This is a genomic window from Pseudomonas sp. RW409, assembly GCF_003184125.1.
GTDB lineage: Bacteria > Pseudomonadota > Gammaproteobacteria > Pseudomonadales > Pseudomonadaceae > Aquipseudomonas > Aquipseudomonas chlororaphis_I.
On record NZ_QHHP01000041.1, the window covers coordinates 77,430 to 101,357 of the forward strand.

Here is a 23,928-nt window from a genome sequence, read left to right on the forward strand (position 1 = left end):
ACAATCCTTTGGGGCATGCGCCCACGATGGGCGCACGCAGACAGGTCAAAGATCGTGGTGCAGGTACGCCGCCTGTTTAGGCAGGCGCAGGCTGAACAGGAAGGCAATCGCCATCATCGCCGTCACGTACCAGTAGAAGGTGTTTTCCATGCCCAGGGATTTCAGGCCCAGGGCCACGTATTCCGCCGAACCGCCGAACAGCGCGTTGGCCACCGCATAGGCCAGGCCTACCCCCAGCGCCCGCACTTGCGGCGGGAACATCTCGGCTTTTACCAGGCCGCTGATGGAGGTGTAGAAACTGACGATCGCCAGGGCCAGGGTGATCAGCACGAAGGCCAGGAACGGGCTGCTGATGGTTTTCAGGGTCAGCAGGATCGGCACGGTGCACAGTGTGCCCAACGCACCGAACCAGAGCATCGAGTTACGCCGGCCGATCTTGTCCGCCAGCATGCCGAACAGCGGCTGCATGCACATATAAAGGAACAGCGCGCCGGTCATGATGTAGCTGGCGGTCTTGGCGTGCATGCCGGCGGTGTTCACCAGGTATTTCTGCATATAGGTGGTGAAGGTGTAGAAAATCAGCGAGCCACCGGCGGTGTAGCCGAGCACGGTGACAAAGGCCTTCGAGTGATGCTTGAACAGCGCGGCCACGCTGCCGGCGTCCTTGTCTTCACGCATTTCCTTGCTGGTGGTTTCTTTCAGCGAGCGCCGCAGCAGCAGGGAGATCAGGGCGGCGATGGCGCCGATCACGAACGGAATGCGCCAGCCCCAGGCCTTGAGTTCCGCCTCGTCGAGAAACTGTTGCAGGATCACCACCACCAGCACCGCCAGCAGTTGCCCGCCGATCAGGGTCACGTACTGGAAGGAGGCGAAGAACCCGCGCTGGCCCTTGAGCGCGACTTCGCTCATGTAGGTCGCGGTGGTGCCGTATTCCCCGCCCACCGACAGGCCCTGGAACAGCCGCGCCATCAGCAGCAGCGCCGGCGCCCAGGCACCGATGCTGGCGTAGGTCGGCAGGAAGGCGATGACCAAGGAGCCGGCGCACATCATCAGCACCGAGATCATCATGGAATTCTTGCGCCCGTGCTTGTCGGCCACCCGGCCGAACAGCCAGCCGCCGATAGGACGCATCAGAAACCCGGCGGCGAACACGCCGGCGGTATTGAGCAGTTGCACCGTGGGGTCGTCGGAGGGGAAAAACGCCGGGGCGAAATAGATCGCGCAGAAGGCGTAGACGTAGAAGTCGAACCATTCGACCAGGTTGCCGGAGGAGGCGCCGACGATCGCGAAGATCCTCTTGCTGCGTTCCTCGGTCGTGTAGTGACTGGTTAACGTTGTCATGGCTTTTCACTCTTTGGGGACGTGGTGAGTCTAGACATACTTTGTAACAGTCCCGTTCCGCAAGACGACCTTGGGGGGTGTCGGCCTATTCGGCCTTATCGCGAGCAAGCTCGCTCCTACAGGATGTGGGTCGATCACGATGCCGTGATTCAACTGCGGTCTGTAGGAGCGAGCTTGCTCGCGCTCCCCCCAGGCACACTCAATAATCGAAAAACACGGTTTCCGCGTCGGTACCCTGCAGGATCACGTTCCAGTGGTAGTGACCCGGCGCATCCGCCTTGGCCAGCAAGGTGGCGCGACGCTCTGCGGGCACGCAGGCCAGCAGCGGATCGGCCGCGTTGGCCGGTTCGCCGTCGAAGTAGATGCGGGTCAGCAAGTGCTTGACCAGGCCCCGGGCAAACACCAGCACCACCAGGTGCGGCGCCTGGGTCGAACCCTGCAGGCCAGGCACGCTGCCCGGCTTGATGGTGGTGAAGCGGAAACGCCCTTCCCCATCCACCGGCACCCGGCCGAAGCCCTGGAAGTTCGGGTCCAGGGCCTTGTCCTGATCGTCTTCCGGGTGATCGTACTTGCCGGCCGCGTTGGCCTGCCAGATTTCCAGCATGGCGTCGTTGACGAAGTCGCCGTTGCCATCCACCACCTGGCCGCTGATCGCCACCCGCTCGCCGAGGGTCTCGGCCTGGGTCAGGTCTTCGCGGTTCAGCCAGGTCAGGCCGATGTGGTAGTAGGGGCCGACGGTGTGGGACGTGGTCGCAGTCAGCGTCATCTTATTTCTCCATCGGCGTGGCATCGCGGCCGCGCAAGACGATGTCCCAACGGTAGCCGAGGGCGTAGGACGGAATGGTTTTCTCCAGGTCGAAGCTGGCGATCAGGCGTTCCTTGGCGCTGGTGTCCGGCACGCAGTTGTAGATCGGGTCGTAGGCCAGCAGCGGGTCGCCCGGGAAATACATCTGGGTCACCAGGCGCGTGAGGATGCTCGGCCCGAACAGCGAGAAGTGGATATGCGCCGGACGCCAGGCATTGTGGTGGTTACCCCAGGGGTAGGCACCGGGCTTGATGGTCTGGAACTGGTACCAGCCATCGGCGTCGGTGACGGTGCGCCCGGTGCCGGTGAAGTTCGGGTCCAGCGGCGCATCGTGCAGGTCACGGTCGTGGTTGTAGCGGCCGGCGGCGTTGGCCTGCCAGATCTCCACCAGGATCCCCGGCACCGGCAAGCCGTTCTCGTCCAGCACCCGGCCGTGGATGATGATGCGTTCGCCCTGGGGCTCGCCGGCATGCTGCGCGGTCAGGTCGTTATCCTTGTCCTGCAGGTAATCGGCGCCGATGGTCGGGCCGGTGATTTCCGACAGCGAATGGGGCAGGAACACCAGCGGCTTGGACGGCGAGCGGGTGTTGGTGGATTTGTAGGCCGGGTGCAGGTAATCAGGCTGAGTACCTGGTTGCGGGCGCCGGTAACCGGGCTTGTCGGTCATGCTCGATCCTCGTTCTTATAAAAAGCGCGTCAGACGCGCTCGATGGCCAGTGCCAGGCCCTGGCCGACACCCACGCACATGGTCGCCAGGCCTTTCTTGCCACCGGTCTTTTCCAGGTGGTGCAGCGCCGTCAATACCAGGCGCGCGCCGCTCATGCCCAGCGGATGGCCAAGGGCGATGGCGCCGCCGTTGGGGTTGACCTGGGGCGCGTTGTCCGCCAGGCCCAGTTCGCGCAACACCGCCAGGCCCTGGCTGGCGAAGGCTTCGTTGAGTTCGATCACATCAAAATCGCTGACCGCCACGCCCAGGCGCTCGGTCAACTTGCGCACCGCCGGCACCGGGCCGATGCCCATCACCCGTGGCGCGACGCCGGCGCTGGCCATGCCCAGCACCCGGGCTCGGGCGGTCAGGCCGTGCTTTTTCACCGCCTCGGCCGACGCCAGGATCAGCGCCGCCGCCCCGTCGTTGACGCCCGAGGCGTTGCCGGCGGTGACGGTCTTGTCCGGGCCATTGACCGGCTTGAGCTTGCTCAGGGTTTCCAGCGAGGTATCGGCCCGCGGATGCTCGTCCTGCTCGACCACCGTCTCACCCTTCTTGTGGACGATGCGCACCGGGACGATTTCCTCGGCGAAGAACCCGGCGGCCTGCGCCGCGGCGGTGCGTTGCTGGCTGCGCAGGGCGAACGCGTCCTGGTCGGCGCGCGACACCTGATAATCGTCGGCGACGTTGTCAGCGGTCTGCGGCATGGCATCCACGCCGTACTGGGCCTTCATCAGCGGGTTGATGAAGCGCCAGCCGATGGTGGTGTCTTCCAGTTTCATGTTGCGCGAAAAGGCGGTGTCGGCCTTGCCCATGACAAAGGGCGCGCGGGACATCGACTCGACGCCGCCGGCGATGGCCAGCTCCATCTCGCCACTGGCGATGGCGCGGAAGGCGGTGCCGATGGCATCCATGCCCGAAGCGCACAGGCGGTTGAGAGTCACACCTGGAATGGTTTCCGGCAGCCCGGCCAGCAGCAGCGCCATGCGCGCCACGTTGCGATTGTCTTCGCCGGCCTGGTTGGCGCAGCCGAGGAACACCTCGTCCACCGCGCTCCAGTCCACCGACGGGTTGCGCTCGATCAGCGCCTTGATCGGCGCGGCGGCCAGATCGTCGGCACGCACCGTCGACAGGCCGCCACCAAAGCGGCCGATGGGGGTACGAATGGCGTCACAGATAAACACTTCGCGCATCAGGCTTCTCCCGGGGTCTGGCCATGGGCCGCGGCGGTGCGGGCTTCCAGGTCGCGCAGGGCGGTCAGTTCGATCTCGGTCGGCGCGGCGGTCTCTGCGACCTGGTCGGCGAAACGGATCGCCCAACCGGTGGCGGCGACCACCTGCTCACGGGTCACGCCCGGGTGCAGCGAGGTGACCACGAACTCATGGGTGCCGGCTTCCGGCTCCATGATGCACAGGTCGGTGATGATCCCCACCGGCCCGGCCCCTGGCAGGCCCAGGCGTTTGCGCGAGTCGCCGCCTTCGCCGTGACCGACCGAGGTGATGAAGTCGAGCTTGTCGACAAAGGAGCGCGACGACTGCTTGAGGATGATCAGCACGCTTTTGGCGGAACCTGCGATCTCCGGCGCACCGCCAGCACCTGGCAGGCGGACTTTCGGCTGGTGGTAATCGCCGACCACCGTGGTGTTGATGTTGCCGAAACGGTCGACCTGGGCGGCGCCGAGGAAACCGACGTCGATACGCCCGCCTTGCAGCCAGTAGCGGAAGATCTCGCCGGTCGGCACCACGGTGTCCGCGGTCTCGGCCAGTTCGCCGTCACCGATGGACAGCGGCAGCACGCTGGGCTTGGCGCCGATCGGGCCGGATTCGTAGATCAGCACCACGTCCGGCGACGAAGTCAGGCGCGCCAGGTTGGCGGCCTTGGACGGCAGGCCGATCCCGACAAAGCACACCGAGCCGTTCTGCAGGCGGCGGGCGGCGGCAACGGTCATCATTTCATTGGTGGTGTAAGTCATTATTTGGCCCCCGTTGCTGCGGCCAGCTTGGCCTGGAATTCGCTGAAGTCAGCGCTGCCGCGGATGTATTCGTTGATCCAGGCGGTGAAGGTTTCACGGTCGCGGGCGATCGGGTCCCAGGCCTGGTAGAAGATGTTGTCGCGCTCGGTGTAACCGTGGGCGTAGGACGGATGGGCGCCGCCCGGTACGTGACAGACCGCGCTCAGGGCCCAGGTCGGCAGCACACAGGCGTTCATCGGCGCGTTCAGGTCGTCGACGATTTCTTCCACGGTGACGATGCAGCGCTTGGCGGCCAGGGCGGCCTCCTTCTGCACGCCAAGAATGCCCCACAGCAGCACGTTGCCCTTGCGGTCGGCTTTTTGCGCGTGGATCACGGTGACGTCAGGGCGTACCGATGGCACCGCCGCCAGCACTTCACCGGTGAATGGGCAGGTCACGCTCTTGATCAACGGGTTGACCTTCGGCAGGTCGGAGCCGGCATAAGCGCGCAACACCGCGAATGGCAGGCCCGAGGCACCCGCCACGTAAGCGTTGGCCAGGTCGGCGTGGCTGTGCTCTTCGATTTCCAGGGCATGCGGCCATTGCTTCTCGACCGCGTCTCGCAGGCGATGCAGGGAACCCACGCCCGGGTTGCCGCCCCAGGAGAAAATCAGCTTGCGGGCACAACCGGCACCGATCAACTGGTCGTAGATCAGGTCAGGGGTCATCCGTACCAGGGTCAGGTCTTTTTTGCCCTGGCGAATGATTTCGTGACCCGCGGCCGTGGGGATCAGGTGGGTGAAGCCTTCGAGCGCGACGGTATCGCCGTCGTTGACGAACTGCTTCACCGCGTCGTGCAGCGAAAGGATTTCAGCCATGGAGGGATCTCCCGATTGTTATTGAGCGACTGGAAGAAAAAGGCGCGAGGGATACGCCTGAGTGACTGAAGATTAAGCCGGGGGAAAAACCCAAACAATCCGATAATCGACTGAGCGTTCGTTTATCGAACAGATTGTTGCCTGACTATCGATTGCGCCGTAGCCGCTGCCGCAGGCTGCGATCGACCCGGGCCGCGTTCGGAGAACGGTCGCGAAGACCTCAGGCTCGCTGAAGGCCTTCGGCCTTATCGCAGCCTGCGGCAGCGGCTACAGGTATTCAGCGCCCCCTTCGGGAGCGCTTTGCTCATTCGATCAGGTCGCGTCCGCATGGCTGACCATGCCCTTGATCACCACCGCCGTGGTTGCCAGCGCCGCCGGGATCACTAGCGCGGTCAGTACCTGCTCGAAGTTCCAGCCCAGCCCCAAGAGCGTGGCGCCCATCCAGGCCCCGAGGATTGCCCCGAAGCGACCGATGCCGAGCATCCACGACACGCCGGTGGCGCGGCCCTGGGTCGGATAGAAGCGCGCGGCCAGGGATGGCATCGCCGATTGCGCGCCGTTGACGCACATGCCGGCGATCAGCACCAGGGTCGCCAGCAAGGTGATGTTGCCCAGGCTTTGCCCGACCGCGTAGGCGAAGACCCCGGCCAGCAGGTAGAAGGTGCCGATGACCTTGTGCGGATTGAAGCGGTCCATGGCCCAGCCCACCGCCACGGCGCTGAGTACCCCGCCAAACTGGAACAGCGCGCCAATAAAGGCCGCCTGCTCCATGCTCGCGCCGCTGTCGCGCATCAGGGTCGGCAGCCAGCTGGTCAGCAGGTACACGATCACCAACCCCATGAAATAGGTCAGCCACAACAGCAAGGTGCCAGCGCTGTAGGTCCCGGAGAAAATCACCGCAAACACATTGCGCGCCTTCACCGTCTTCTGTTCCGGCACGCTGAAGCTCGCGGCCTGGCCGACCGTGCCCGGCTCGATGGGCGCCAGGGCCTTGCGCACCTTGTCGGTACCACGATTGCGCACCACCAGGTAACGCGCCGACTCCGGCAGCCAGGCCAGCAATACCACGGCCAGGATCAGCGGCAGGATCCCGCCGATCAGCAGCAGGCTGTGCCAGCCGAACGCCGGGATCAGCTTGGCGGAAATGAAACCGCCACCGGCCATGCCCAGGTTGAAACCACAGAACATGCTGGTCACCAGCAACGACTTGTGGCGCTCGGGGGTGTATTCGGAGAGCAGCGTGGTGGCATTCGGCATGCCGGCGCCCAGGCCCAGGCCGGTGAGGAAACGCAGCACCAGCAACTGGTCGACATTGGTGCTGTAGGCCGACGCCAGGCTGAACGCACCGAACAGCAGCACCGCCCCCACCAACACCACTTTGCGCCCGAAGCGGTCAGCCAATGGGCCGGAGCCCAGCGCCCCGAACACCATGCCGATCAGCGCCGCACTCATCACCGGGCCGAGGCTGGCACGGTCGATACCCCAATCCTGGGACAGCGCCGGCGCGATGAATCCCATGGCCGCGGTGTCGAGGCCATCGAGAAAGACAATCAGGAAACACAGGATCACCACCCGCCACTGATAGCGCGACAGCGGCTGGGCATTGATAAAGGACTGCACATCGAGGCAGTTCCCTACAGCGGATTGAGGCTGGTTCATTATTTTTATTCCACGCGAAAAACGCAGGCGAACAGGTGCCAGCCAAAGCTGGTCGGTTCAAATCGAAAAAGGGTCTTGCGGGATCAGGCCGTCGGCAGGCGAAGGCAGGATAAAGGAGCGCGGCTGGGTGCGCGGGCGATGCTCATGGGGGGTTGGCCTCTTCATTATTATGGGGTCGCCACGCGGCCATTGGAGAGGCAGAACTCCAGTGGCCGGATGACGCTGCCGCGACATTAATGAGGCAAGGGAAAGAGCGTCAATTCAGCAAGCGCGTATCTGTGCGTTTATCGAACAGCTTAAGCAGGCAGCCCTCAAGCGAACAATTGGGCGCTGAGGTCGCGACTGGCGCTGAGCAGGCCCGGCAAGAAGCGCTGCTCCAGCTCGGCGCGGCTGACGCGGCCGGCATGGGTACTGACGTTGAGCGCGGCCAGCACCTGGCCCGAAGCGTCGTACACCGGTACGGCGATGGAGCGCAGGCCTTGCTCCAGCTCCTGATCGACGATGCACCAGCCCTGCTGCCGAACCTGTTGCAGGCATTCGAGCAGCGCCTCCGGCGTGTGCAGGGTACGGCTGGTCTTGGCTTGCAGGTCGGCATGCTCGAGGTATTCGCGCAACGAAGCGTCATCCAGCGCTGCCAGCAGGATCCGGCCCATGGACGTGCAGTAGGCCGGCAGGCGCCCACCGACCGAGAGATCGACCGAGATCAGGCGCTGGGTGGTGGCCGAACGGGCGATGTACAGAATGTCGTCGCCTTCCAGGGTGGCCATGTTGCAGGCTTCGTGCAGTTGCTCGCTCATGCGGTCCAGGTAAGGCTGGGCCGACACCGCCAACGGCGTGGAAGACAGGTAGGCGTGCCCCAGCGTCAACACCTTGGGCAGCAACGAATAGGTGCGGCCGTCAGTGGTGGCGTAACCAAGCTTGATCAGGGTATGCAGGCAGCGGCGCACGGCGGCCCGGGGAATCTCCGTGCGGTGGCTGATCTGGGCAATGGTCAGATGGCGCTTGCGCTCCTGAAAGGCCTGGACCACCGCCAGGCCGCGAGCCAGAGAAGTCATGAAATCCGGATCACCCGTCAGCGCCTGAATCCGCTTGGCCGGCGAAGCGACAATCGGTGGCGCGGCGGAAGCGAAGGAATTACGCAATTGATCGTTCATTTCAGGTTCTCTGCGACGGAAGTCTGGCTTATTACAAGCCGTACTGGAGAGGATGCACAAGCCTGCACAGCCAACATTGGGCGATTATCGAACCATCGACCGATAATCGCAATCCACCGTGATTAAGTGCTTCTACGCGATGTGGCGTTTTTTCGCCGCCAATAAAACTCTCATTTCTTCCGTGTTAATCCAGGCAACTTGTCAGGCCTTGTTACAGAACTGCAGCGTCACCACTCTCATCATCCGGCTTAAAACTTTCGTGTAACAAAACCCTGATATCAAGTTGACGATTTTTAACTTATTGCCGATAGAGTTATTCATGGCCGCCGCTATAATGAGCAAAGTGATCACCGACGCTTTTCTGCGTTCGGCAGCATCATCAGGGTGCGTATCGGTAAGTGACGCTTCCTGCTGCAAGCGCTTGACGCTCATCTCAATATGCCCGGCCAATGTGCTTGCAAAAAAGTGACTGTTGCTACGACAGCTGTTCTTGTCCGGTGGCGTGGCCGCATGCAACAAGAAGCGGTTTGGCGAGCCCCATCGCAATCCTGGCTCCTTTAATCGAGCCGAGCACGAGGCGCTCGATAAACCCGATCGAGGCAATGCGTATCATCGGGATAATCTCAACTCAGTTAGGTAACACTGTGACGAAAGACGAACTGCGCGCGGAACTTGAGCGCCAGGAACAACGTTACAAGGAAGTTTACGGAGGCGAAGTCACCACCTACGCCGCCCAGCCTGAACCGGAACGCAAACCTTGGCGAAAACGCGCCAGCATTCTCGACCAGGCATTTACCCAAGAACTGCAGAAGATGGAAAAAGAGCTCAAGGCAGAACAGCCGTGACGCTCTTCGCCTGAAGCTTTCGCACTGCTCGATGCCCTTGCAGATAAATGCCGATCGCAAGGTCGGCCGGGCATCCGCCGTGCAGCCGCGAATGGCCCCAAGGGCTCAAAAACTGTCATGGAAGTGAAATTTCATACAAGCGTTTGAGACGTTTGGCTGAGTCTTGCACCCCTGACCTTGAGGATGAGCCCCAGTAAAATCAAGGGTTTGCCCATGCCTCGAAAAAAGGCATGGCCATTGGCCTGCCTCCGGCTTTTTCGTTGAAGAATGTTACCAACCAGCACCTAGTGCATCGATTACCAGGGTTTTCTGGCATAATCGCGCCCCCTTATGACCGGGTCAGAAAACCTTCATGATCGATTTATTCAGCGGACTGGATGCTTGGGTGCTTGTGAGCCTCTTGCTCGCCCTGGCTTTTGTCCTCGCCTACGAGTTCATCAACGGCTTTCATGACACCGCAAATGCGGTTGCCACTGTTATCTACACCAAAGCCATGCCGCCGCACCTGGCCGTATTCTTTTCCGGTGTATTCAATTTCCTCGGCGTGCTGCTGGGCGGCGTCGGCGTGGCCTATGCCATCGTCCATCTGCTGCCGGTCGAGCTGCTGATCAATGTCAACACCGGCCACGGTCTGGCCATGGTCTTCTCGTTGCTGGCCGCGGCCATCACCTGGAACCTGGGCACCTGGTACTTCGGTATTCCCGCTTCCAGCTCCCACACCCTGATCGGTTCGATCCTCGGCGTCGGCCTGGCCAATGCCCTGCTCAACGACATCCCGCTGGGCGATGGCGTGAACTGGCAGAAGGCGATCGACATCGGTGCTTCCCTGGTGTTCTCGCCCATGGCCGGCTTCCTGATTGCCGCCCTGGTGCTGATCGGCCTGAAGTGGTGGCGCCCGATCTCGAAGATGCACAAGACCCCGGAACAACGCCGCAAGGTCGACGACAAGAAACATCCGCCCTTCTGGAACCGCCTGGTGCTGGTGATCTCGGCCATGGCCGTGAGCTTTGTGCACGGTTCCAACGACGGCCAGAAAGGCATCGGCCTGATCATGCTGGTACTGATCGGTATCGTGCCCGCGCAGTTCGTGCTCGACCTGAACAGCACCACTTACCAGATCGAACGTACCCGCGACGCCACCCTGCACCTGAGCCAGTTCTACCAGCGCAACCAGGACTCCCTGGGCGAGTTCCTGGCCCTGGGCAAAAGCGTGAAGGACGATCTGCCAGGCAAATTCCGCTGCAACCCGCAGCAGACCGAACCGACCATCGCCGCGCTGCTGGGCACCCTCAAGGGTGTAGCCGACTATCACTCGCTGCCGGCCGAAAGCCGCATCGAAGTGCGTCGCTACCTGCTCTGCCTGGACGACACCGCGAAGAAAGTCGGCAAGCTGCCGAACCTCGCGGCCCGTGAAAAGGCTGACCTGGACAAGTTGCGCAAAGACCTGACCGCCACCACCGAATACGCGCCGTTCTGGGTGATCCTGGCCGTGGCCCTGGCCCTTGGCCTGGGGACCATGATCGGCTGGAAACGTGTGGTGCAGACCATCGGTGAGAAGATCGGCAAGCAAGGCATGACCTATGCCCAGGGCATGTCGGCGCAGATCACCGCCGCCGGCCTGATCGGCATGGCCAATATCTTCAGCCTGCCGGTATCGACCACCCACGTGCTGTCGTCGGGTGTGGCCGGGACCATGGTCGCCAACAAAAGCGGCCTGCAAAGCGGCACCGTGCGCACCATCCTGCTGGCCTGGGTACTGACCCTGCCGGCGACCGTGGCGCTGTCGGCCGGTCTGTTCTGGCTGGCCTCGAAAGCCCTCGGGACCTGATTCGCTCGGTCCGCGACAAAAAAGGTGCGCCCCTTGGGTTGCACCTTTTTTTGTGCCTGAAGGAAGTGATCGTTCCCCCACAAAACACACAGGCAAAAAAAAGGGCAACCGAAGTTGCCCAAAATGCCTTGCGTGCTCGTTACCGGAAAGACTTAAGGTTTTTTGCGTTTATGCGCATCTTTCCAGATGAAAAATCCAAACCCGGCGAAAAACAGAACCATGAGGCCGACAGTCAGCACTCCGGCGATCACCACATTATCGAAAAACATGACTGGCCTCCTGCTCTTGCCCTGTTGCGATGGGGCTAAGTTAACCAAAGAGGCGGCGGGGAAAATTGACCGGGGTCAATGGTCGCCCAAGACAGGACGACAGGGAGGGGAAATAACTGACTTACATCAACAGATCGCGCCCGGTTCAGCGCTTTTTCGGCTTTTTCGGTTTCTTCTTCGGCTTGCCCAGAGGCATTGCCTGCTCGAAGGCCTGGCGCACTTCATTCAGGCGCTTTTCCTTCAGGTCATGCAAACGCTTGGCACGTTCGGCGTTCAGGTCGATCAGGTTGTCGTCTTGGCTCATGGCGTTGGCTTGCATCATTCAGGTCAATGTCGACCACAGCCTCTATATATAGATAGCGCGGCTGCGGCCCTTGCGGGTTTGCCAATAATGCGGCGTGACGCGGCGGCTGACCAGTGATCGGCAGGTATCGAGCGCAATTAAAGGTGGAGGTCCGCCGTATTTGACCAGCATCGTGCGGATTGCGGCATGTGATTCCTTGCCTCGCCGTTGCAGGCATTCAAGAGCGGTATCTAAACCTCGACGTCGACCCACAGCCCCTGGCGTGGCGCATCCTCGATCAGCGGCACCACCGGCACAGTGTTGTCGGCATTCAGCTCGTCCCCGGGCACGGCCAGGTGCAGTTCGGGATCGTTCTCGGCCTCACGCTGGCGTTTGTGCTTTTGTTGCTGGCGCTGCTGTTCTTCGCGCAGCAGCAGCGCCGACTGTTCGGCATCGCGCTTTTGCAGGTCGATGGTGCTTTCGTTGGAACTCTGTTGCACCGGCACCACCGGCGGGATATCCGGGCGCGGCCGGATCGGATCCTGCTGGGAGGTCACGGGCACGGCACTCAAGGGCAGCATCGGGGGCAGCATATTATTGGTCTCCTGTCGGCAGGCTGTCGGCTGCTGCGGGGGCGACTTGAGCCATCGGTCGCAAACTTGTGACCCAGTCGTCACCCGATAGTGCCCCGAGCCCCGACAAATGCGCCCGATACGCTACCTTCCAGCGTAGTTGTTTTTGTTAGAGTTCTTTGGCCTGAGGGCGCCGATCCGTTAACATAGTCGGCTTTTTCAAGGCGGGAGTCAGGCAGCATGGCGCAGCAGTATCAACCGGGGCAACGCTGGATTAGTGACAGCGAAGCCGAGCTAGGTCTAGGCACCGTTCTGGCACAGGACGGCCGCTTGCTGACCGTGCTCTATCCGGCCACTGGCGACACTCGCCAGTATGCGCTACGGAATGCGCCCCTCACTCGCGTGAGGTTTTCCCCGGGTGACACCATCACCCACTTCGAAGGCTGGAAAATGACCGTGCGCGAAGTCGACGACGTCGACGGCCTGCTGGTCTACCACGGCCTCAACGGGCAGAACGAAGTCGTCACCCTGCCGGAAACCCAACTCTCGAACTTCATCCAGTTCCGTCTGGCCAGCGACCGTCTGTTCGCCGGGCAGATCGACCCGCTGGCCTGGTTCTCCCTGCGCTACCACACCCTGGAACACACCAGCCGCCAGCTGCAATCGTCGCTGTGGGGCCTGGGTGGCGTACGCGCCCAGCCGATCGCCCACCAGTTGCACATTGCCCGTGAAGTCGCCGACCGTATCGCGCCGCGGGTTCTCCTGGCGGACGAAGTGGGCCTGGGCAAGACCATCGAAGCCGGCCTGGTGATCCATCGCCAGCTGCTGTCGGGCCGCGCCAGCCGCGTGCTGATCCTGGTCCCGGAAAACCTGCAGCACCAGTGGCTGGTGGAAATGCGCCGGCGCTTCAACCTGCAGGTCGCGCTGTTCGACGAAGAACGTTTTATCGAAAGCGATGCCGCCAACCCCTTCGAGGACACCCAACTCGCCCTGGTGGCCCTGGAATGGCTGGTGGAGGACGAGAAGGCCCAGGACGCGCTGTTCGCCGCCGGCTGGGACCTGATGGTGGTCGACGAAGCCCACCACCTGGTATGGCACGAAGACCAGGTCAGCCCGGAATACGCGCTGGTGGAACAGCTGGCCGAGGTGATTCCGGGCGTCCTGCTGCTCACCGCCACCCCGGAACAACTGGGCCAGGACAGCCACTTCGCCCGTCTGCGCCTGCTCGACCCGAACCGTTTCCACGACCTGGCCGCCTTCCGCGCCGAGAGCGAAAACTATCGCCCGGTGGCCGAAGCCGTGCAGGAACTGCTGGATAAAGGACGCCTGTCGCCCGAAGCGCACAAGACCATCCACAACTTCCTCGGCAACGAAGGCGAAGCCCTGCTCGCCGCCGTCAACGAGGGCGACAGCGAGGCCAGCGCGCGCCTGGTGCGCGAGCTGCTGGACCGCCACGGCACCGGCCGCGTGCTGTTCCGCAACACCCGCGCCGCGGTGCAAGGCTTCCCCGAGCGCAAGCTGCACCCCTACCCGCTGCCGTGCCCGGACGAATACCTGGAACTGCCGCTGGGCGAACACGCCGAGCTGTACCCGGAAGTCAGCTTCCAGGCCCAGCCGGACGCCAGCGAAGAAGAGCGCTGGTGGAAATTCGACCCGCGTGTCGAGTGGCTGATCGACCAGCTGAAAATGCTCAAGCGCACCAAGGTCCTGGTGATCTGCGCCCATGCGGAAACCGCCATGGACCTGGAAGACGCCCTGCGCGTGCGTTCCGGCATCCCGGCCACGGTGTTCCACGAAGGCATGAACATCCTCGAGCGCGACCGCGCCGCCGCCTACTTCGCCGATGAAGAGTTCGGCGCCCAGGTGCTGATCTGCTCGGAAATCGGCAGTGAAGGTCGCAACTTCCAGTTCGCCCACCACCTGGTGCTGTTCGATCTGCCGTCGCACCCGGACCTGCTGGAGCAGCGGATCGGCCGTCTCGACCGGATCGGCCAGAAACACGTGATCGAACTGCATGTGCCGTACCTGGAAACCAGCCCGCAAGAGCGCCTGTTCCAGTGGTACCACGAAGCGCTGAACGCCTTCCTCAATACCTGCCCGACCGGCAACGCCCTGCAGCATCAGTTCGGCCCGCGCCTGCTGCCGCTGCTGGAAGAAGCCGACGACGGCGAGTGGCAAGCGCTGATCGACGAGGCGCGCACCGAGCGCGAACGCCTTGAGGCCGAGCTGCACACCGGTCGCGACCGTCTGTTGGAGCTCAACTCCGGCGGCGCTGGCGAAGGTGATGCGCTGGTGGAAGCGATCCTCGAGCAGGACGATCAGTTCGCCCTGCCGATCTACATGGAAACCCTGTTCGACGCCTTCGGCATCGACAGCGAAGACCATTCGGACAACGCGCTGATCCTCAAGCCAAGCGAAAAAATGCTCGACGCCAGCTTCCCCCTGGGCGACGACGAAGGCGTGACCATCACCTACGACCGCAACCAGGCGCTGTCTCGCGAAGACATGCAGTTCATCACCTGGGAACACCCGATGGTGCAAGGCGGCATGGACCTGGTGCTGTCTGGCTCCATGGGCAACACCGCCGTGGCGCTGATCAAGAACAAGGCGCTGAAACCCGGCACCGTGTTGCTGGAACTGCTGTACGTCAGTGAAGTGGTGGCACCGCGCTCGCTGCAACTGGGCCGCTACCTGCCACCGGCCGCCCTGCGCTGCCTGCTGGACGCCAACGGCAACGACCTGTCGGCGCGCGTCGCCTTCGAGACCCTCAACGACCAGCTGGAAAGCGTGCCACGGGCCAGCGCCAACAAGTTCATCCAGGCCCAGCGCGACCAGCTGACGCCGAAGATCAACGCTGGCGAAGCGAAGATTGCCCCACGTCACGCCGAGCGCGTGGCCGAGGCGCAACGTCGCCTGGCCGCCGACACCGACGAAGAACTGGCGCGCCTGACCGCGTTGCAGGCGGTCAACCCGACCGTGCGCGACAGCGAGCTGGTGGCCCTGCGCCAACAACGCGAACAAGGCCTGGCCATGCTTGAGAAAGCAGCGCTGCGCCTGGAAGCGATCCGGGTACTGGTAGCGGGCTGATTCCCCCTGCTCTCCCGGTAAATGAAAAGGCCCGCACAATGCGGGCCTTTTTTATCGGCTTCTGTAGGAGCGAGGCTTGCCCGCGATGGGGGCAACCCGTTCTATCTGGCACACCGCGTCATCGTTCATCGCGGGCAAGCCTCGCTCCTACAAAGCACTGTTCAGGCGGTCACCGCAGCCCCCGCTGGCGCGGCCGGCACCAACCCGTCCTTCATCCGCTGCGCATCGCGCACGAAGCAGCGCGAGGCCAGGAACAGGAACAGCATGGTCAGCAGCAACGCCACCGGGATCAGGTACATGGCGTCATGCAGGCCAACCGCCTTGAACGCCTCGGTCATCTGCTCAGCCCCGGCGGCGTACATCGCCGCATGGGCAAAGTGATCGGACAGCGCCCCCACCACCACCGGCCCCAGGCCACCGCCCAGCAGGTACAGGCCGGCGAAGAACAGCGCCATGGCCGTGGCGCGCAGACGGGGTTCGACCACATCCTGGATCGCCGTGTAAACGCAGGTATAGAAGTTGTAGGCGAACAGCCAGCCGACACTGAACACCGCGACGAACACCCCGATTTCGATGCGCCCGGCATGCAGGGCCCAGGCGGTGCACAGGGTCGAGATCAGCATGCTGAAGGCGGCGAACAACAACCGACCGTTGGCCACACGCTGGTGAATCTTGTCGGCGACCCAGCCGCCCAGGGTCAGCCCGAACAGGCCGGTCAACCCGACTATCACCCCGGTCGCCACCGCGGCGTCCTGCAACGGCATCAGGAAATAACGCTGCAGCATCGGCACCAGGAACGAGTTGCAGGCGTAGGTGGCGAAGTTGAAGGTCAGCCCGGCCAGCACCAGCCAGAGAAAGGTCGGGATCGCCAGCACCCGGCAGATCGGCCGGTCGACGCGTTCCTGGGAAACCTTGACGGTTTCCGCCGCACCGCGCTTGGGCTCCTTGATGAAGAACATGAACACCGCCAGCAACAGGCCCGGCACCGCGGCGATAAAGAACGGCGCGCGCCAGCTGTCGAAGGCCTTGACCATGGCGCCGATGGTGAAGAACGCCAGCAACAGGCCCAGGGGCAGGCCGAGCATGAAGATGCCCATGGCCCGGGCCCGGCGATGGGCCGGGAACAAGTCGCCGATCAGCGAGTTGGCGGCCGGCGCATAGCTGGCTTCGCCGATGCCGACGCCCATGCGCACGAGCAGGAAACTCCAGAAACTGCCCACCAGGCCGTTGACCGCGGTCAGCCCGCTCCACACCGCCAGGCCCCAGCCCATGAGTTTGCTGCGCGAGCCGGTATCGGCCATGCGCCCCAGGGGCAGGCCGGCAATGGCGTAGACGATGGTGAAGGCGGTGCCGATGATGCCGATCTGGAAGTCGCTCAGGTGCCATTCCATGCGGATCGGCTCGATGATGATGGCCGGAATGGTGCGATCGAAGAAGTTGAACAGGTTAGCCAGGAACAACAGGAACAGAATGCGCCAGGCATTCGCCGCTTGGGTCGAGTTCTGCATGGGTCGGTCTCTTTTATTGTTATTCGGCCAGACGCAACCGAGCCTGGAAGTTGCAATCTAGTCAGCCCCGCCGCGCTTGTCTGTAATGATTCGTAAGGCTGATACCAGGCAATCCGAAGCGCGGGCCGTCGACCGCGCTCGACGACCGCCCGAACAGCGCCAGCGCCCCCGCCTAAACCGCCGCAAGCCCCCGGATACCGGGGCTAAAGCCCGATTTTTCAAGGGCTTGCGCAGGGCCTGAAAAATACCTCGCGCGCCCCCTTCCCAAGGCCGTTGCGAAGCCTAGAATAGCGGCCTTGCTGCCCCCCCTCATCAACCTCCTCCCCTTTGAATACGCCCATGTCCGAAGCCAGTCCGTGTCTGAATTGCGGTGCCTGCTGTTCACACTTTCGTGTGTCTTTTTTCTGGGGTGAATGCGCCTCTTCCGGCGGTACGGTCCCCGACGATCTGGTGGCGTCCATCAGCCCCAGCCGGGTCGCCATGCTCGGCACCGATTGCAAGCCGACCCGCTGCACCGCGCTGACCGGCGAGGTCGGCAAGGAAGTCAGCTGTTCGATCTACCACCAGCGCTCCAGCACCTGCCGCGAATTCGAGGCGTCCTGGGAAAATGGCCAACAGAACGTCGATTGCGACGCCGCGCGCGCGGCATTCGGGCTCGCGCCCCTGGAGCCGGCGCTGTACTTCGAACAGAGTGCTTAGCTCGATTGGCTATGAGCTGAATTCCAAAATCATTTAAGTCAATTTGCCACCATCGTTCCCGGCCTCGACTCGGCTTCCTATACTCAGTCCCATTGGCCAGCCACCCAGGGCTGGCCCTGGATGACTCAAGAAACGGGGCATGCGATGGAATGGCTTGGTCTGCATTTTTTTACCGAGCTCCCCGAAGGCGGGCAGGTATTACTCACCTGCAACCACAACCCCGTGCTGGTGATCCTCGCCTATCTGGTGGCCTGCGCCGGCAGCTTCGCCACCCTGGACATGGCCGAACGGGTGCGCCACGTCGACCTGGCAGCGGCCCAGCAACGCTGGCGCTGGGTCGGCGCCTTCTGCCTGGCCGGCGGCATCTGGGCCATGCACTTCATCGGCATGCTGGCATTGCAGATCCCCATCGAAACCCATTACGACCTGCCGATGACCCTGCTGTCGCTGCTGATCGCGGTGATTGCATCCTGGCTGGCGATGAAGACCCTCAGCCATCCCCAGTTGCAGCTATGGCGCTACCTGCTGGCGTCAATCTGGATCGGCCTGGGCATCTGCACCATGCACTATGTCGGCATGGCGGCCATGCGCTCGCCAGCCACGGCCTACTACCAGCCCGACCTGTTCGGCCTGTCGATTGCCATCGCCATCAGCGCGAGCCTGGTCGCCCTGCTCTTGTCCCGCTACCTGAGCAACGGCAGCGGCGTGCTCCACCAGTTGCTCAAATACGCGGCCAGCCTGCTGCTGGGGGGCGGCATAGTCGCCATGCATTTCACCGGCATGTGGGCGTTGAAACTGGTGCTGCCGGCGACGGGCACACCCTCCATCGCGGTGGACGACAACCCCTTGCAACTGGGCCTGACCATCGCCGTCATCGCCCTGTTGATCATTGGCAGCAGCATCAGCGCGGCCCTGGCGGACAAGAAACTCCAGCACAAGGAACAGGACCTGCGCCGGGTCAACACCCTGCTGAGCCAACTGGACCAGGCCCGGGTGGCGCTGCAACAGGTGGCGCACTACGACGCCCTGACCAACCTGATCAATCGTCGCGGCTTCAACCAGCTGTTCGCCGAAAAGCTCATTGAAAAGACCGTGCAGGGTGGCATGCTCGCGGTGATGTTCCTCGACATCGATCACTTCAAGCGGATCAACGACAGCCTCGGCCACGATGCCGGCGACGAACTGTTGAAGGTGATTGCCGGCCATATCAAAAGCTCCACCCGCAGCCATCAAGACGTAGTGGCGCGTTTCGGCGGAGACGAGTTCTGCATCCTCATGAGCTTGAGCGACCGCGACGAAGCCCAGCACATGGCACAACGCATCATGAGCAAGATGAAGGAACCCATCGAGCTGGCAGGAAGGCGCATGGTGATGACCACCAGCATCGGCATCAGCGTCTTTCCCGACGACGGCAAGACCAGCGAAGAGCTGCTCAAGCATGCCGACCTGGCGCTCTATCAATCCAAGGGCAGCGGTCGCAACAGCCTGCATTTCTTCAGCACCAACCTGAAGACCAAGGCGAGCCTGGAACTGCAACTGGAGGAAGAACTGCGCAATGCCCTGCGCAACGAAGCCGGCTTGACCCTGTATTACCAGCCCATCTACGACCTGGGCAGCCGCAAGGTCAGCAAGCTTGAAGCGCTGGTGCGCTGGCGGCATCCGTTGCACGGGCTGCTGGCCCCGGATCGCTTCATCGGGATCGCCGAAGCCAACGGGCTGATTGCCGAACTGGACAACTGGGTCCTGCGCAAGGCCTGCGAGGACCTGGCCGCCCTGTCCCGCCACGGCTTTGCCGAGCTGAAAATCGCGGTGAACTGCTCGGCCCTGAACCTGGCCCGGGAGGAGTTGGCCGAAGAGATCGCCAACGCCCTGGGCAGCGCCGGTGTCGCGCCCCAGCGCCTGGAACTGGAAGTCACGGAAAACGCCCTGATGGGCAACATCGACAGCACCGTGGCCCTGTTGCGGCAGATCCGCAATCTCGGGGTGTCGCTGTCGATCGATGACTTCGGCACCGGTTACTCGTCCCTCGCCTACCTCAAGCGCCTGCCGCTCAACACCCTGAAGATCGACCGTTCGTTCATCCAGGACGTGCCCCAGTCGACCCAGGACAAAGAGATCGTCCAGGCGATCATCGTCATGGCCCATACCCTGCACTTGCAGGTGGTGACCGAAGGCGTCGAGAGCGTGCAGCAGTACGAGTTCCTCGCCCAATACGGCTGCGACTTCATCCAGGGTTACCTGCTCAGCCGCGCAATACCCCTGGAAGAGTTGCCCGGGGTGATCGACGAGATCGAGCAGCGCATGCGGCCTGCCGTCGCCGCGGTCAGCCCTCTGACGCCGGTTCGCGATACAGGCGGACCAGGGTCGCGGGATCCTGCTCCAGATAGCCCTGGCCGCCATGCAGGCGCATCAGTTGTGCAGCCAATCCGCTGATCGGCGTGGCCGAGCCCTGTTCACGGGAGAACTTCACCGCACCGTCCAGATCCTTGAGCAGGGTGCGTACATGCCATTTGATCGGTTCGAAGCGGCTCTCGGCCATCTGCGGGGCGAGGATCTGCAGCGGCCTGGAATCGGCGAAACCACCGGCCAGCGCCTCGGCCAGCAATGACGCATCGACCCCGGAACGCTCGGCCAGCGCCACCACTTCGGCGATCACCAGCGCATTGCAGGCGACGATCATCTGGTTGCAGGCCTTGGTCACCTGGCCGGCGCCGACACCGCCCATATGAGTCACCCGTTGCCCCAGGTTGAGCAGGACCGGGCGTACCCTTTCGATATCCGCCGCCTCGCCACCGACCATGATCGCCAGGCTGCCAGCCTCGGCACCGGGCGTGCCGCCGGACACCGGGGCATCGACCCAGCCCATGCCGGTCGTGCTCGCCAGCTGCGCGGCCATTTCCCGGGTGGCGGTCGGCTCCAGGCTGGAGAGGTCCACCAGCAACTGGCCGGCCCGGGCTCCCTGGGCAATGCCCTCGGCACCGAATACCACCTCGCGCACCACCTCGGTGTTGGCCAGGCACAGCAGCACCAGGTCCGCCGCCTCGCACAACCGGGCCGGGGTCTCGGCCAGTCGCGCGCCAGCCTCCAGCAGCGGCGCGCATTTTTCCCGGTTGCGATTCCACACCACCAGGGGATAACCCGCCGCCAGCAGACGGCGACACATGGGCAAGCCCATCAGGCCAATACCGGCAAACCCGAGGGTGGGTAACGTTGCCATCATCTTGCCTCCTTTTGATTAAAGATCACCGAAAACTGGCCGATTTATCTGAACTTAGGAAAGGATTCCCCCTAGCGGCCATCAGACTTATCCCTATCGCTGGGGCCAATATCGCACTGTAAAGTCGCGAGATCCCACTTGATGGCTCTTTGATATCTTGTCACCGAGCCGACCAGTCCAGGCACACGGCGCACAATGACTTCTAAAAACAATTCTGCCAACGCAGTATCCGAACTGACGCTGACCCCGGGCAGCCAGAGCTTTTCAGAGTCGAAGCCATTGTCCAGCTCGCGCCCACAGGCGCCCCAGCAATACCTCTACTTCACCGAAACCAACACCGACCGCATCCTCGACAACCTCGACGGCCTGCGCGACTCGGTATTCCCGCGCCCGCCGCACCTGGAAGACGAGCTCGAAGCGCGCCGCGAGCAGGAGTTCCCCTCGGTCTGCCTGATCGGCCTGGGCCGTTGCGGGTCGAACATCGCCCTGGATGTGGCGGAGCTGGTGTACAACGCCCGCAAGTTCTACCTCAACGAATTCAACAACGACGACAAGGCCTATGCCGACAAGGGCTACAGCCCCGCCCAGTGGATCCGCCACAACCTGCGCCTGGGCCAGAACAAGGCAAGCAAACCAGTGTTCCTGGTCGAGCCGCTGGTGATGCTGGGCGACCTGGACAAGGACATCGCCGGGCGCATCCGCTTCTCGCGCAAGGGCGAAAAAAGCGGCTTCATCCGCGACTACAGCAAGATGAAGATCATGGACCTCTCGGAAGTCCACGCCGGTGGCGCCGGTAACGCGCCGATCCTCGGCCAGTACCTGGCCAAGATCATCCTCAACAAGGACACCCAGCGCTTCTCCAGCCCCGACTGGAAAATGATCCACTCGTACCTGATCGACTCCTGCGGCATCAAGGCCAACCAGTCGCGCCTGTACTTCTCGATCTTCAGCGCCGGCGGCGGTACCGGTTCGGGCATGGCCTCGGAGTTCGGCCTGGCCCAGCAGTACTCGTACATGAACAAGACGTTCGACACCAAGCCGATCGACGAGCACGACAGCAAGAGCGGCCACTCCTTCGTCTTCGAGCCGATCTTCACCAGCGGTATCTGCGTACTGCCGAATATCTCCGATCACCGCAGCGAAATGTCCGAAGCGTTGCACATCAACGCCGGACGCCTGCTGTGCAAATACCTGTCGGAAGAATGGGACTTCTCCTACAACTTCGATAACGAAGACAGCAGCGAAGCCAGCGTCATGGGGCGTATCCGCCCATGGAACGCGATGATGCTGATTTCCAACGACATCATGCGTTATGCCGAAGAGAGCGATGACGGCAACATCCAGAACATCGACGTCAACGCCATGGAGAAGCACGCCAACCAGTACATCTCCCAGCAGATTTTCAACATCCTCACCGCCCAGGCGGTGACCACCGACTACGACCAGAACTACTTCCGCCGCGCCGGCATCGACATCGGCGAGACCATCCGCCTGGATGCCAACGACCTGTTCATGAGCCTGGCCGGCCCGGTGGCGATCGCCTATGCCGAGTCCGTGGTCCCGGAAACCCCGGTGCCGACCGGCGACAAGTTCAAGGTGTTCGAGAAAGAGCCGCAGCGCCTGAACATCGACGACCTGTTCTTCCGCTCCATCGACCTGCCGCACTTCAACAAGGTGACCCAGGCCATCGAGGGCATCAGCCTGCTGCCGATCGAGTCCAAGCGTTATCGCGCGGCGCTGGAGCAATACAAGGCTTCCGGTTATGACGCGGCCGCGCTGCACGACCTGCACTTCTTCAAGAACTGCTCGTCGGTGGTGTCGATCGTCTCTCTGCCGAAGGACTACAAGCTGTCGTACATGGACCTGAACCGGCTCAAGACTCACCTCAACAGCCTGTTCCCCAACACCACCCTCAAGCGTTATGCCCTGGTGATCGGCGCCTCGGCCAACCTCTCGCTGACCACCCTGATCGCCAAGAGCCCGTGCCTGTCGGACGACTTCCTGACCCTGATCGTGGCCTTTATCAAGCGTTGCTTCGCCCGCAACCCGTACCGCTTCGACGAGACCCTGGACAACTCGATCCTCGATTTCATCGTCAGCGAACAGTTCGATGAAAGCCGCATCGACGAGCTGCTCAACGAGTTCGAGAACCCGGCGAAGATCCTCGATACCAACTGGTACGCGATCAAGCCGATGTACGAGAAGAAGTACCGCGAGCTGATCAACGACAAGGACAAGTTCGTCTCGATCAACGACATCCGCCTGTCCCGCGATTGCGTGAAGAAAGCCATCAAGTACCTGCGCGAGATCTATCGCCACCGCATCGGCAAGACCAAGGTCATCTCGCTGAACAACCATACGGGCAGGACAGCGTACTAACAGCTGCCCGTTCTCTTCTGTAGGAGCAGCCGGTCGACGCTCGATTGCTCGCGATCAGCGGCATCAAGCTCAAGCGATGTCGACTGGTAGGACGCCATCGCGAGCAAGCTTCGCTCCTACAGGGGAAATGGCGTTTTACAGGGAAGTGGCGTTAATACCCGGAAACAATCAGGCCGCCCTTAGGCGGCCTTGAAAACTGTTCCCATTCCGCTTACGTCACCGTCAGCCTGAAACGGGTGGGGCCTTTCTCCACGGGCAACTTGCCATCACCGTGATCGCGGTTACTCGGCTACACACTTTCAGCCGGAAAAACCAGGCACCCTTTTGGTGCTCAACCTTCGGCCGGCGCCCTTTCCTGGACCATAATCCACGGCGAAACCACCACTGCCCACAGCAGTGGATCACGCTCCACCAGATCCAGCGCCCGCGTCGCAGACACCTTGCCCACCTTCTCGGCGGCCAGCCAGGCAGAGACTTTCTCGGCCTGGTTCTCGGCCATGGCCTCGGCTGCCTCGATCAAATCCAGGCCGGCGTCGACCCACAATAGGGCACCCTTGGCGAAGAACGGCTCCAGCTCCTTCCAGGTAATAGATGCGGTTTCACCAAGCAGCTTGGCATAGAGGGTGCTAGGTTCTTGAGTCATGGGCCTGTCCCGAAAAGAAATCGGCGCAATGATAACGTCGGTGCTCTGGCAGACAAACCCGGTTGCAATTGCGTCAACGATAGAGAAGTGCAGGAGAGCCAAGG

At 62.6% G+C, this 23,928-nt stretch carries 21 protein-coding genes; 6 read left to right on the top strand and 15 right to left on the bottom strand.

Annotation, left to right across the window (positions count from 1 at the left end):
• Positions 1 to 45 precede the first annotated feature (45 nt).
• The 9 genes from DK261_RS20830 to DK261_RS20870 form a co-directional block, all read right to left on the bottom strand.
• On the bottom strand, positions 46 to 1,341 hold the full coding sequence (locus DK261_RS20830; protein ID WP_009047405.1) for an MFS family transporter: 1,296 nt from the start codon (positions 1,339 to 1,341) through the stop codon (positions 46 to 48).
• 199 nt (positions 1,342 to 1,540) lie between these two features.
• Positions 1,541 to 2,107 (bottom strand): protocatechuate 3,4-dioxygenase subunit alpha, encoded by a 567-nt coding sequence (gene pcaG, locus DK261_RS20835; RefSeq protein ID WP_016702067.1) that lies wholly within the window; start codon positions 2,105 to 2,107, stop codon positions 1,541 to 1,543.
• A gap of 1 nt (position 2,108) precedes the next feature.
• Positions 2,109 to 2,813 carry a protocatechuate 3,4-dioxygenase subunit beta gene (gene pcaH / locus DK261_RS20840; protein ID WP_009042500.1) on the bottom strand — a complete coding sequence of 235 codons (705 nt, stop codon included), beginning with the start codon at positions 2,811 to 2,813 and terminating at the stop codon, positions 2,109 to 2,111.
• A gap of 29 nt (positions 2,814 to 2,842) precedes the next feature.
• The gene (gene pcaF, locus DK261_RS20845) at positions 2,843 to 4,048 is read right to left on the bottom strand and encodes a 3-oxoadipyl-CoA thiolase (protein WP_174248214.1); all 1,206 of its coding nucleotides are present in this window, start codon (positions 4,046 to 4,048) and stop codon (positions 2,843 to 2,845) included.
• Positions 4,045 to 4,827 (bottom strand): CoA-transferase subunit beta, encoded by a 783-nt coding sequence (locus tag DK261_RS20850; protein ID WP_174248213.1) that lies wholly within the window; start codon positions 4,825 to 4,827, stop codon positions 4,045 to 4,047. The genes pcaF and DK261_RS20850 overlap by 4 nt, the downstream gene beginning before the upstream one ends.
• Complete coding sequence (locus DK261_RS20855; RefSeq protein WP_009047400.1) at positions 4,824 to 5,681, bottom strand: CoA transferase subunit A; 858 nt, start codon at positions 5,679 to 5,681, stop codon at positions 4,824 to 4,826. The genes DK261_RS20850 and DK261_RS20855 overlap by 4 nt, the downstream gene beginning before the upstream one ends.
• Positions 5,682 to 5,993: 312 nt before the next feature.
• Entirely contained in the window at positions 5,994 to 7,340 is a 1,347-nt protein-coding gene (locus DK261_RS20860; protein ID WP_028681800.1) for an MFS transporter, read from the bottom strand.
• Between the two features lie 311 nt (positions 7,341 to 7,651).
• Positions 7,652 to 8,494, bottom strand: a complete 843-nt coding sequence (gene pcaR, locus DK261_RS20865) for a pca regulon transcriptional regulator PcaR (RefSeq protein ID WP_009047398.1) — start codon at positions 8,492 to 8,494, stop codon at positions 7,652 to 7,654.
• Between the two features lie 201 nt (positions 8,495 to 8,695).
• Entirely contained in the window at positions 8,696 to 9,040 is a 345-nt protein-coding gene (locus tag DK261_RS20870; protein WP_124298652.1) for a hypothetical protein, read from the bottom strand.
• A 98-nt stretch (positions 9,041 to 9,138) separates the two neighbouring features.
• Between DK261_RS20870 and DK261_RS20875 the strand changes: the two genes are divergently transcribed.
• Together DK261_RS20875 and DK261_RS20880 are read left to right on the top strand one after the other, a co-directional pair.
• Positions 9,139 to 9,339, top strand: a complete 201-nt coding sequence (locus tag DK261_RS20875) for a hypothetical protein (RefSeq protein WP_009047397.1) — start codon at positions 9,139 to 9,141, stop codon at positions 9,337 to 9,339.
• A 352-nt stretch (positions 9,340 to 9,691) separates the two neighbouring features.
• A complete protein-coding gene (locus DK261_RS20880) occupies positions 9,692 to 11,167 on the top strand; it encodes an inorganic phosphate transporter (RefSeq protein WP_009047396.1) in 1,476 nt (491 codons plus the stop codon).
• Between the two features lie 152 nt (positions 11,168 to 11,319).
• On the opposite strand, the gene ccoM is transcribed toward DK261_RS20880, so the two are convergent.
• The 3 genes from ccoM to DK261_RS20885 all read right to left on the bottom strand — a co-directional run bounded on the left by ccoM (position 11,320) and on the right by DK261_RS20885 (position 12,312).
• The gene (ccoM, locus tag DK261_RS33770) at positions 11,320 to 11,436 is read right to left on the bottom strand and encodes a cytochrome c oxidase subunit CcoM (protein ID WP_007926603.1); all 117 of its coding nucleotides are present in this window, start codon (positions 11,434 to 11,436) and stop codon (positions 11,320 to 11,322) included.
• Between the two features lie 145 nt (positions 11,437 to 11,581).
• Complete coding sequence (locus DK261_RS33220) at positions 11,582 to 11,740, bottom strand: hypothetical protein (protein ID WP_177411725.1); 159 nt, start codon at positions 11,738 to 11,740, stop codon at positions 11,582 to 11,584.
• A 230-nt stretch (positions 11,741 to 11,970) separates the two neighbouring features.
• Positions 11,971 to 12,312, bottom strand: coding sequence for a hypothetical protein (locus tag DK261_RS20885; protein WP_009047394.1), 342 nt, complete (start codon positions 12,310 to 12,312; stop codon positions 11,971 to 11,973).
• Positions 12,313 to 12,531: 219 nt separating this feature from the next.
• Here DK261_RS20885 and rapA point away from each other — a divergent pair, with 219 nt between their 5' ends.
• Positions 12,532 to 15,378, top strand: coding sequence for an RNA polymerase-associated protein RapA (gene rapA / locus DK261_RS20890; protein WP_110176257.1), 2,847 nt, complete (start codon positions 12,532 to 12,534; stop codon positions 15,376 to 15,378).
• 161 nt (positions 15,379 to 15,539) lie between these two features.
• Here rapA and DK261_RS20895 read toward each other — a convergent pair whose 3' ends face one another.
• The gene (locus tag DK261_RS20895) at positions 15,540 to 16,886 is read right to left on the bottom strand and encodes an MFS transporter (protein WP_110176258.1); all 1,347 of its coding nucleotides are present in this window, start codon (positions 16,884 to 16,886) and stop codon (positions 15,540 to 15,542) included.
• A gap of 339 nt (positions 16,887 to 17,225) precedes the next feature.
• Between DK261_RS20895 and DK261_RS20900 the strand changes: the two genes are divergently transcribed.
• Together DK261_RS20900 and DK261_RS20905 are read left to right on the top strand one after the other, a co-directional pair.
• On the top strand, positions 17,226 to 17,585 hold the full coding sequence (locus DK261_RS20900; protein WP_016702058.1) for a YkgJ family cysteine cluster protein: 360 nt from the start codon (positions 17,226 to 17,228) through the stop codon (positions 17,583 to 17,585).
• Between the two features lie 144 nt (positions 17,586 to 17,729).
• A complete protein-coding gene (locus tag DK261_RS20905) occupies positions 17,730 to 20,018 on the top strand; it encodes a bifunctional diguanylate cyclase/phosphodiesterase (RefSeq protein ID WP_110176259.1) in 2,289 nt (762 codons plus the stop codon).
• Here the strand turns inward: DK261_RS20905 and DK261_RS20910 are convergent.
• On the bottom strand, positions 19,909 to 20,805 hold the full coding sequence (locus tag DK261_RS20910; protein ID WP_053268380.1) for an NAD(P)-dependent oxidoreductase: 897 nt from the start codon (positions 20,803 to 20,805) through the stop codon (positions 19,909 to 19,911). The genes DK261_RS20905 and DK261_RS20910 overlap by 110 nt on opposite strands.
• Positions 20,806 to 20,997: 192 nt before the next feature.
• Between DK261_RS20910 and DK261_RS20915 the strand changes: the two genes are divergently transcribed.
• Complete coding sequence (locus tag DK261_RS20915) at positions 20,998 to 23,181, top strand: hypothetical protein (protein ID WP_009047389.1); 2,184 nt, start codon at positions 20,998 to 21,000, stop codon at positions 23,179 to 23,181.
• Positions 23,182 to 23,512: 331 nt separating this feature from the next.
• Here the strand turns inward: DK261_RS20915 and DK261_RS20920 are convergent, their stop codons facing one another.
• Positions 23,513 to 23,824 (bottom strand): DUF2288 domain-containing protein, encoded by a 312-nt coding sequence (locus DK261_RS20920; protein ID WP_110176956.1) that lies wholly within the window; start codon positions 23,822 to 23,824, stop codon positions 23,513 to 23,515.
• Between the last annotated feature and the right edge of the window lie 104 nt (positions 23,825 to 23,928).

Coding starts and splice junctions, on each gene's coding strand:
- DK261_RS20830 (WP_009047405.1), bottom strand. CDS start 1,341: ATGACAACGTTAACCAGTCACTACACGACCGAGGAACGCAGCAAGAGG.
- pcaG (WP_016702067.1), bottom strand. CDS start 2,107: ATGACGCTGACTGCGACCACGTCCCACACCGTCGGCCCCTACTACCAC.
- pcaH (WP_009042500.1), bottom strand. CDS start 2,813: ATGACCGACAAGCCCGGTTACCGGCGCCCGCAACCAGGTACTCAGCCT.
- DK261_RS20855 (WP_009047400.1), bottom strand. CDS start 5,681: ATGGCTGAAATCCTTTCGCTGCACGACGCGGTGAAGCAGTTCGTCAAC.
- DK261_RS20860 (WP_028681800.1), bottom strand. CDS start 7,340: ATGAACCAGCCTCAATCCGCTGTAGGGAACTGCCTCGATGTGCAGTCC.
- pcaR (WP_009047398.1), bottom strand. CDS start 8,494: ATGAACGATCAATTGCGTAATTCCTTCGCTTCCGCCGCGCCACCGATT.
- DK261_RS20880 (WP_009047396.1), top strand. CDS start 9,692: ATGATCGATTTATTCAGCGGACTGGATGCTTGGGTGCTTGTGAGCCTC.
- ccoM (WP_007926603.1), bottom strand. CDS start 11,436: ATGTTTTTCGATAATGTGGTGATCGCCGGAGTGCTGACTGTCGGCCTC.
- DK261_RS33220 (WP_177411725.1), bottom strand. CDS start 11,740: ATGAGCCAAGACGACAACCTGATCGACCTGAACGCCGAACGTGCCAAG.
- DK261_RS20885 (WP_009047394.1), bottom strand. CDS start 12,312: ATGCTGCCCCCGATGCTGCCCTTGAGTGCCGTGCCCGTGACCTCCCAG.
- rapA (WP_110176257.1), top strand. CDS start 12,532: ATGGCGCAGCAGTATCAACCGGGGCAACGCTGGATTAGTGACAGCGAA.
- DK261_RS20895 (WP_110176258.1), bottom strand. CDS start 16,886: ATGCAGAACTCGACCCAAGCGGCGAATGCCTGGCGCATTCTGTTCCTG.
- DK261_RS20900 (WP_016702058.1), top strand. CDS start 17,226: ATGTCCGAAGCCAGTCCGTGTCTGAATTGCGGTGCCTGCTGTTCACAC.
- DK261_RS20905 (WP_110176259.1), top strand. CDS start 17,730: ATGGAATGGCTTGGTCTGCATTTTTTTACCGAGCTCCCCGAAGGCGGG.
- DK261_RS20910 (WP_053268380.1), bottom strand. CDS start 20,805: ATGATGGCAACGTTACCCACCCTCGGGTTTGCCGGTATTGGCCTGATG.
- DK261_RS20915 (WP_009047389.1), top strand. CDS start 20,998: ATGACTTCTAAAAACAATTCTGCCAACGCAGTATCCGAACTGACGCTG.
- DK261_RS20920 (WP_110176956.1), bottom strand. CDS start 23,824: ATGACTCAAGAACCTAGCACCCTCTATGCCAAGCTGCTTGGTGAAACC.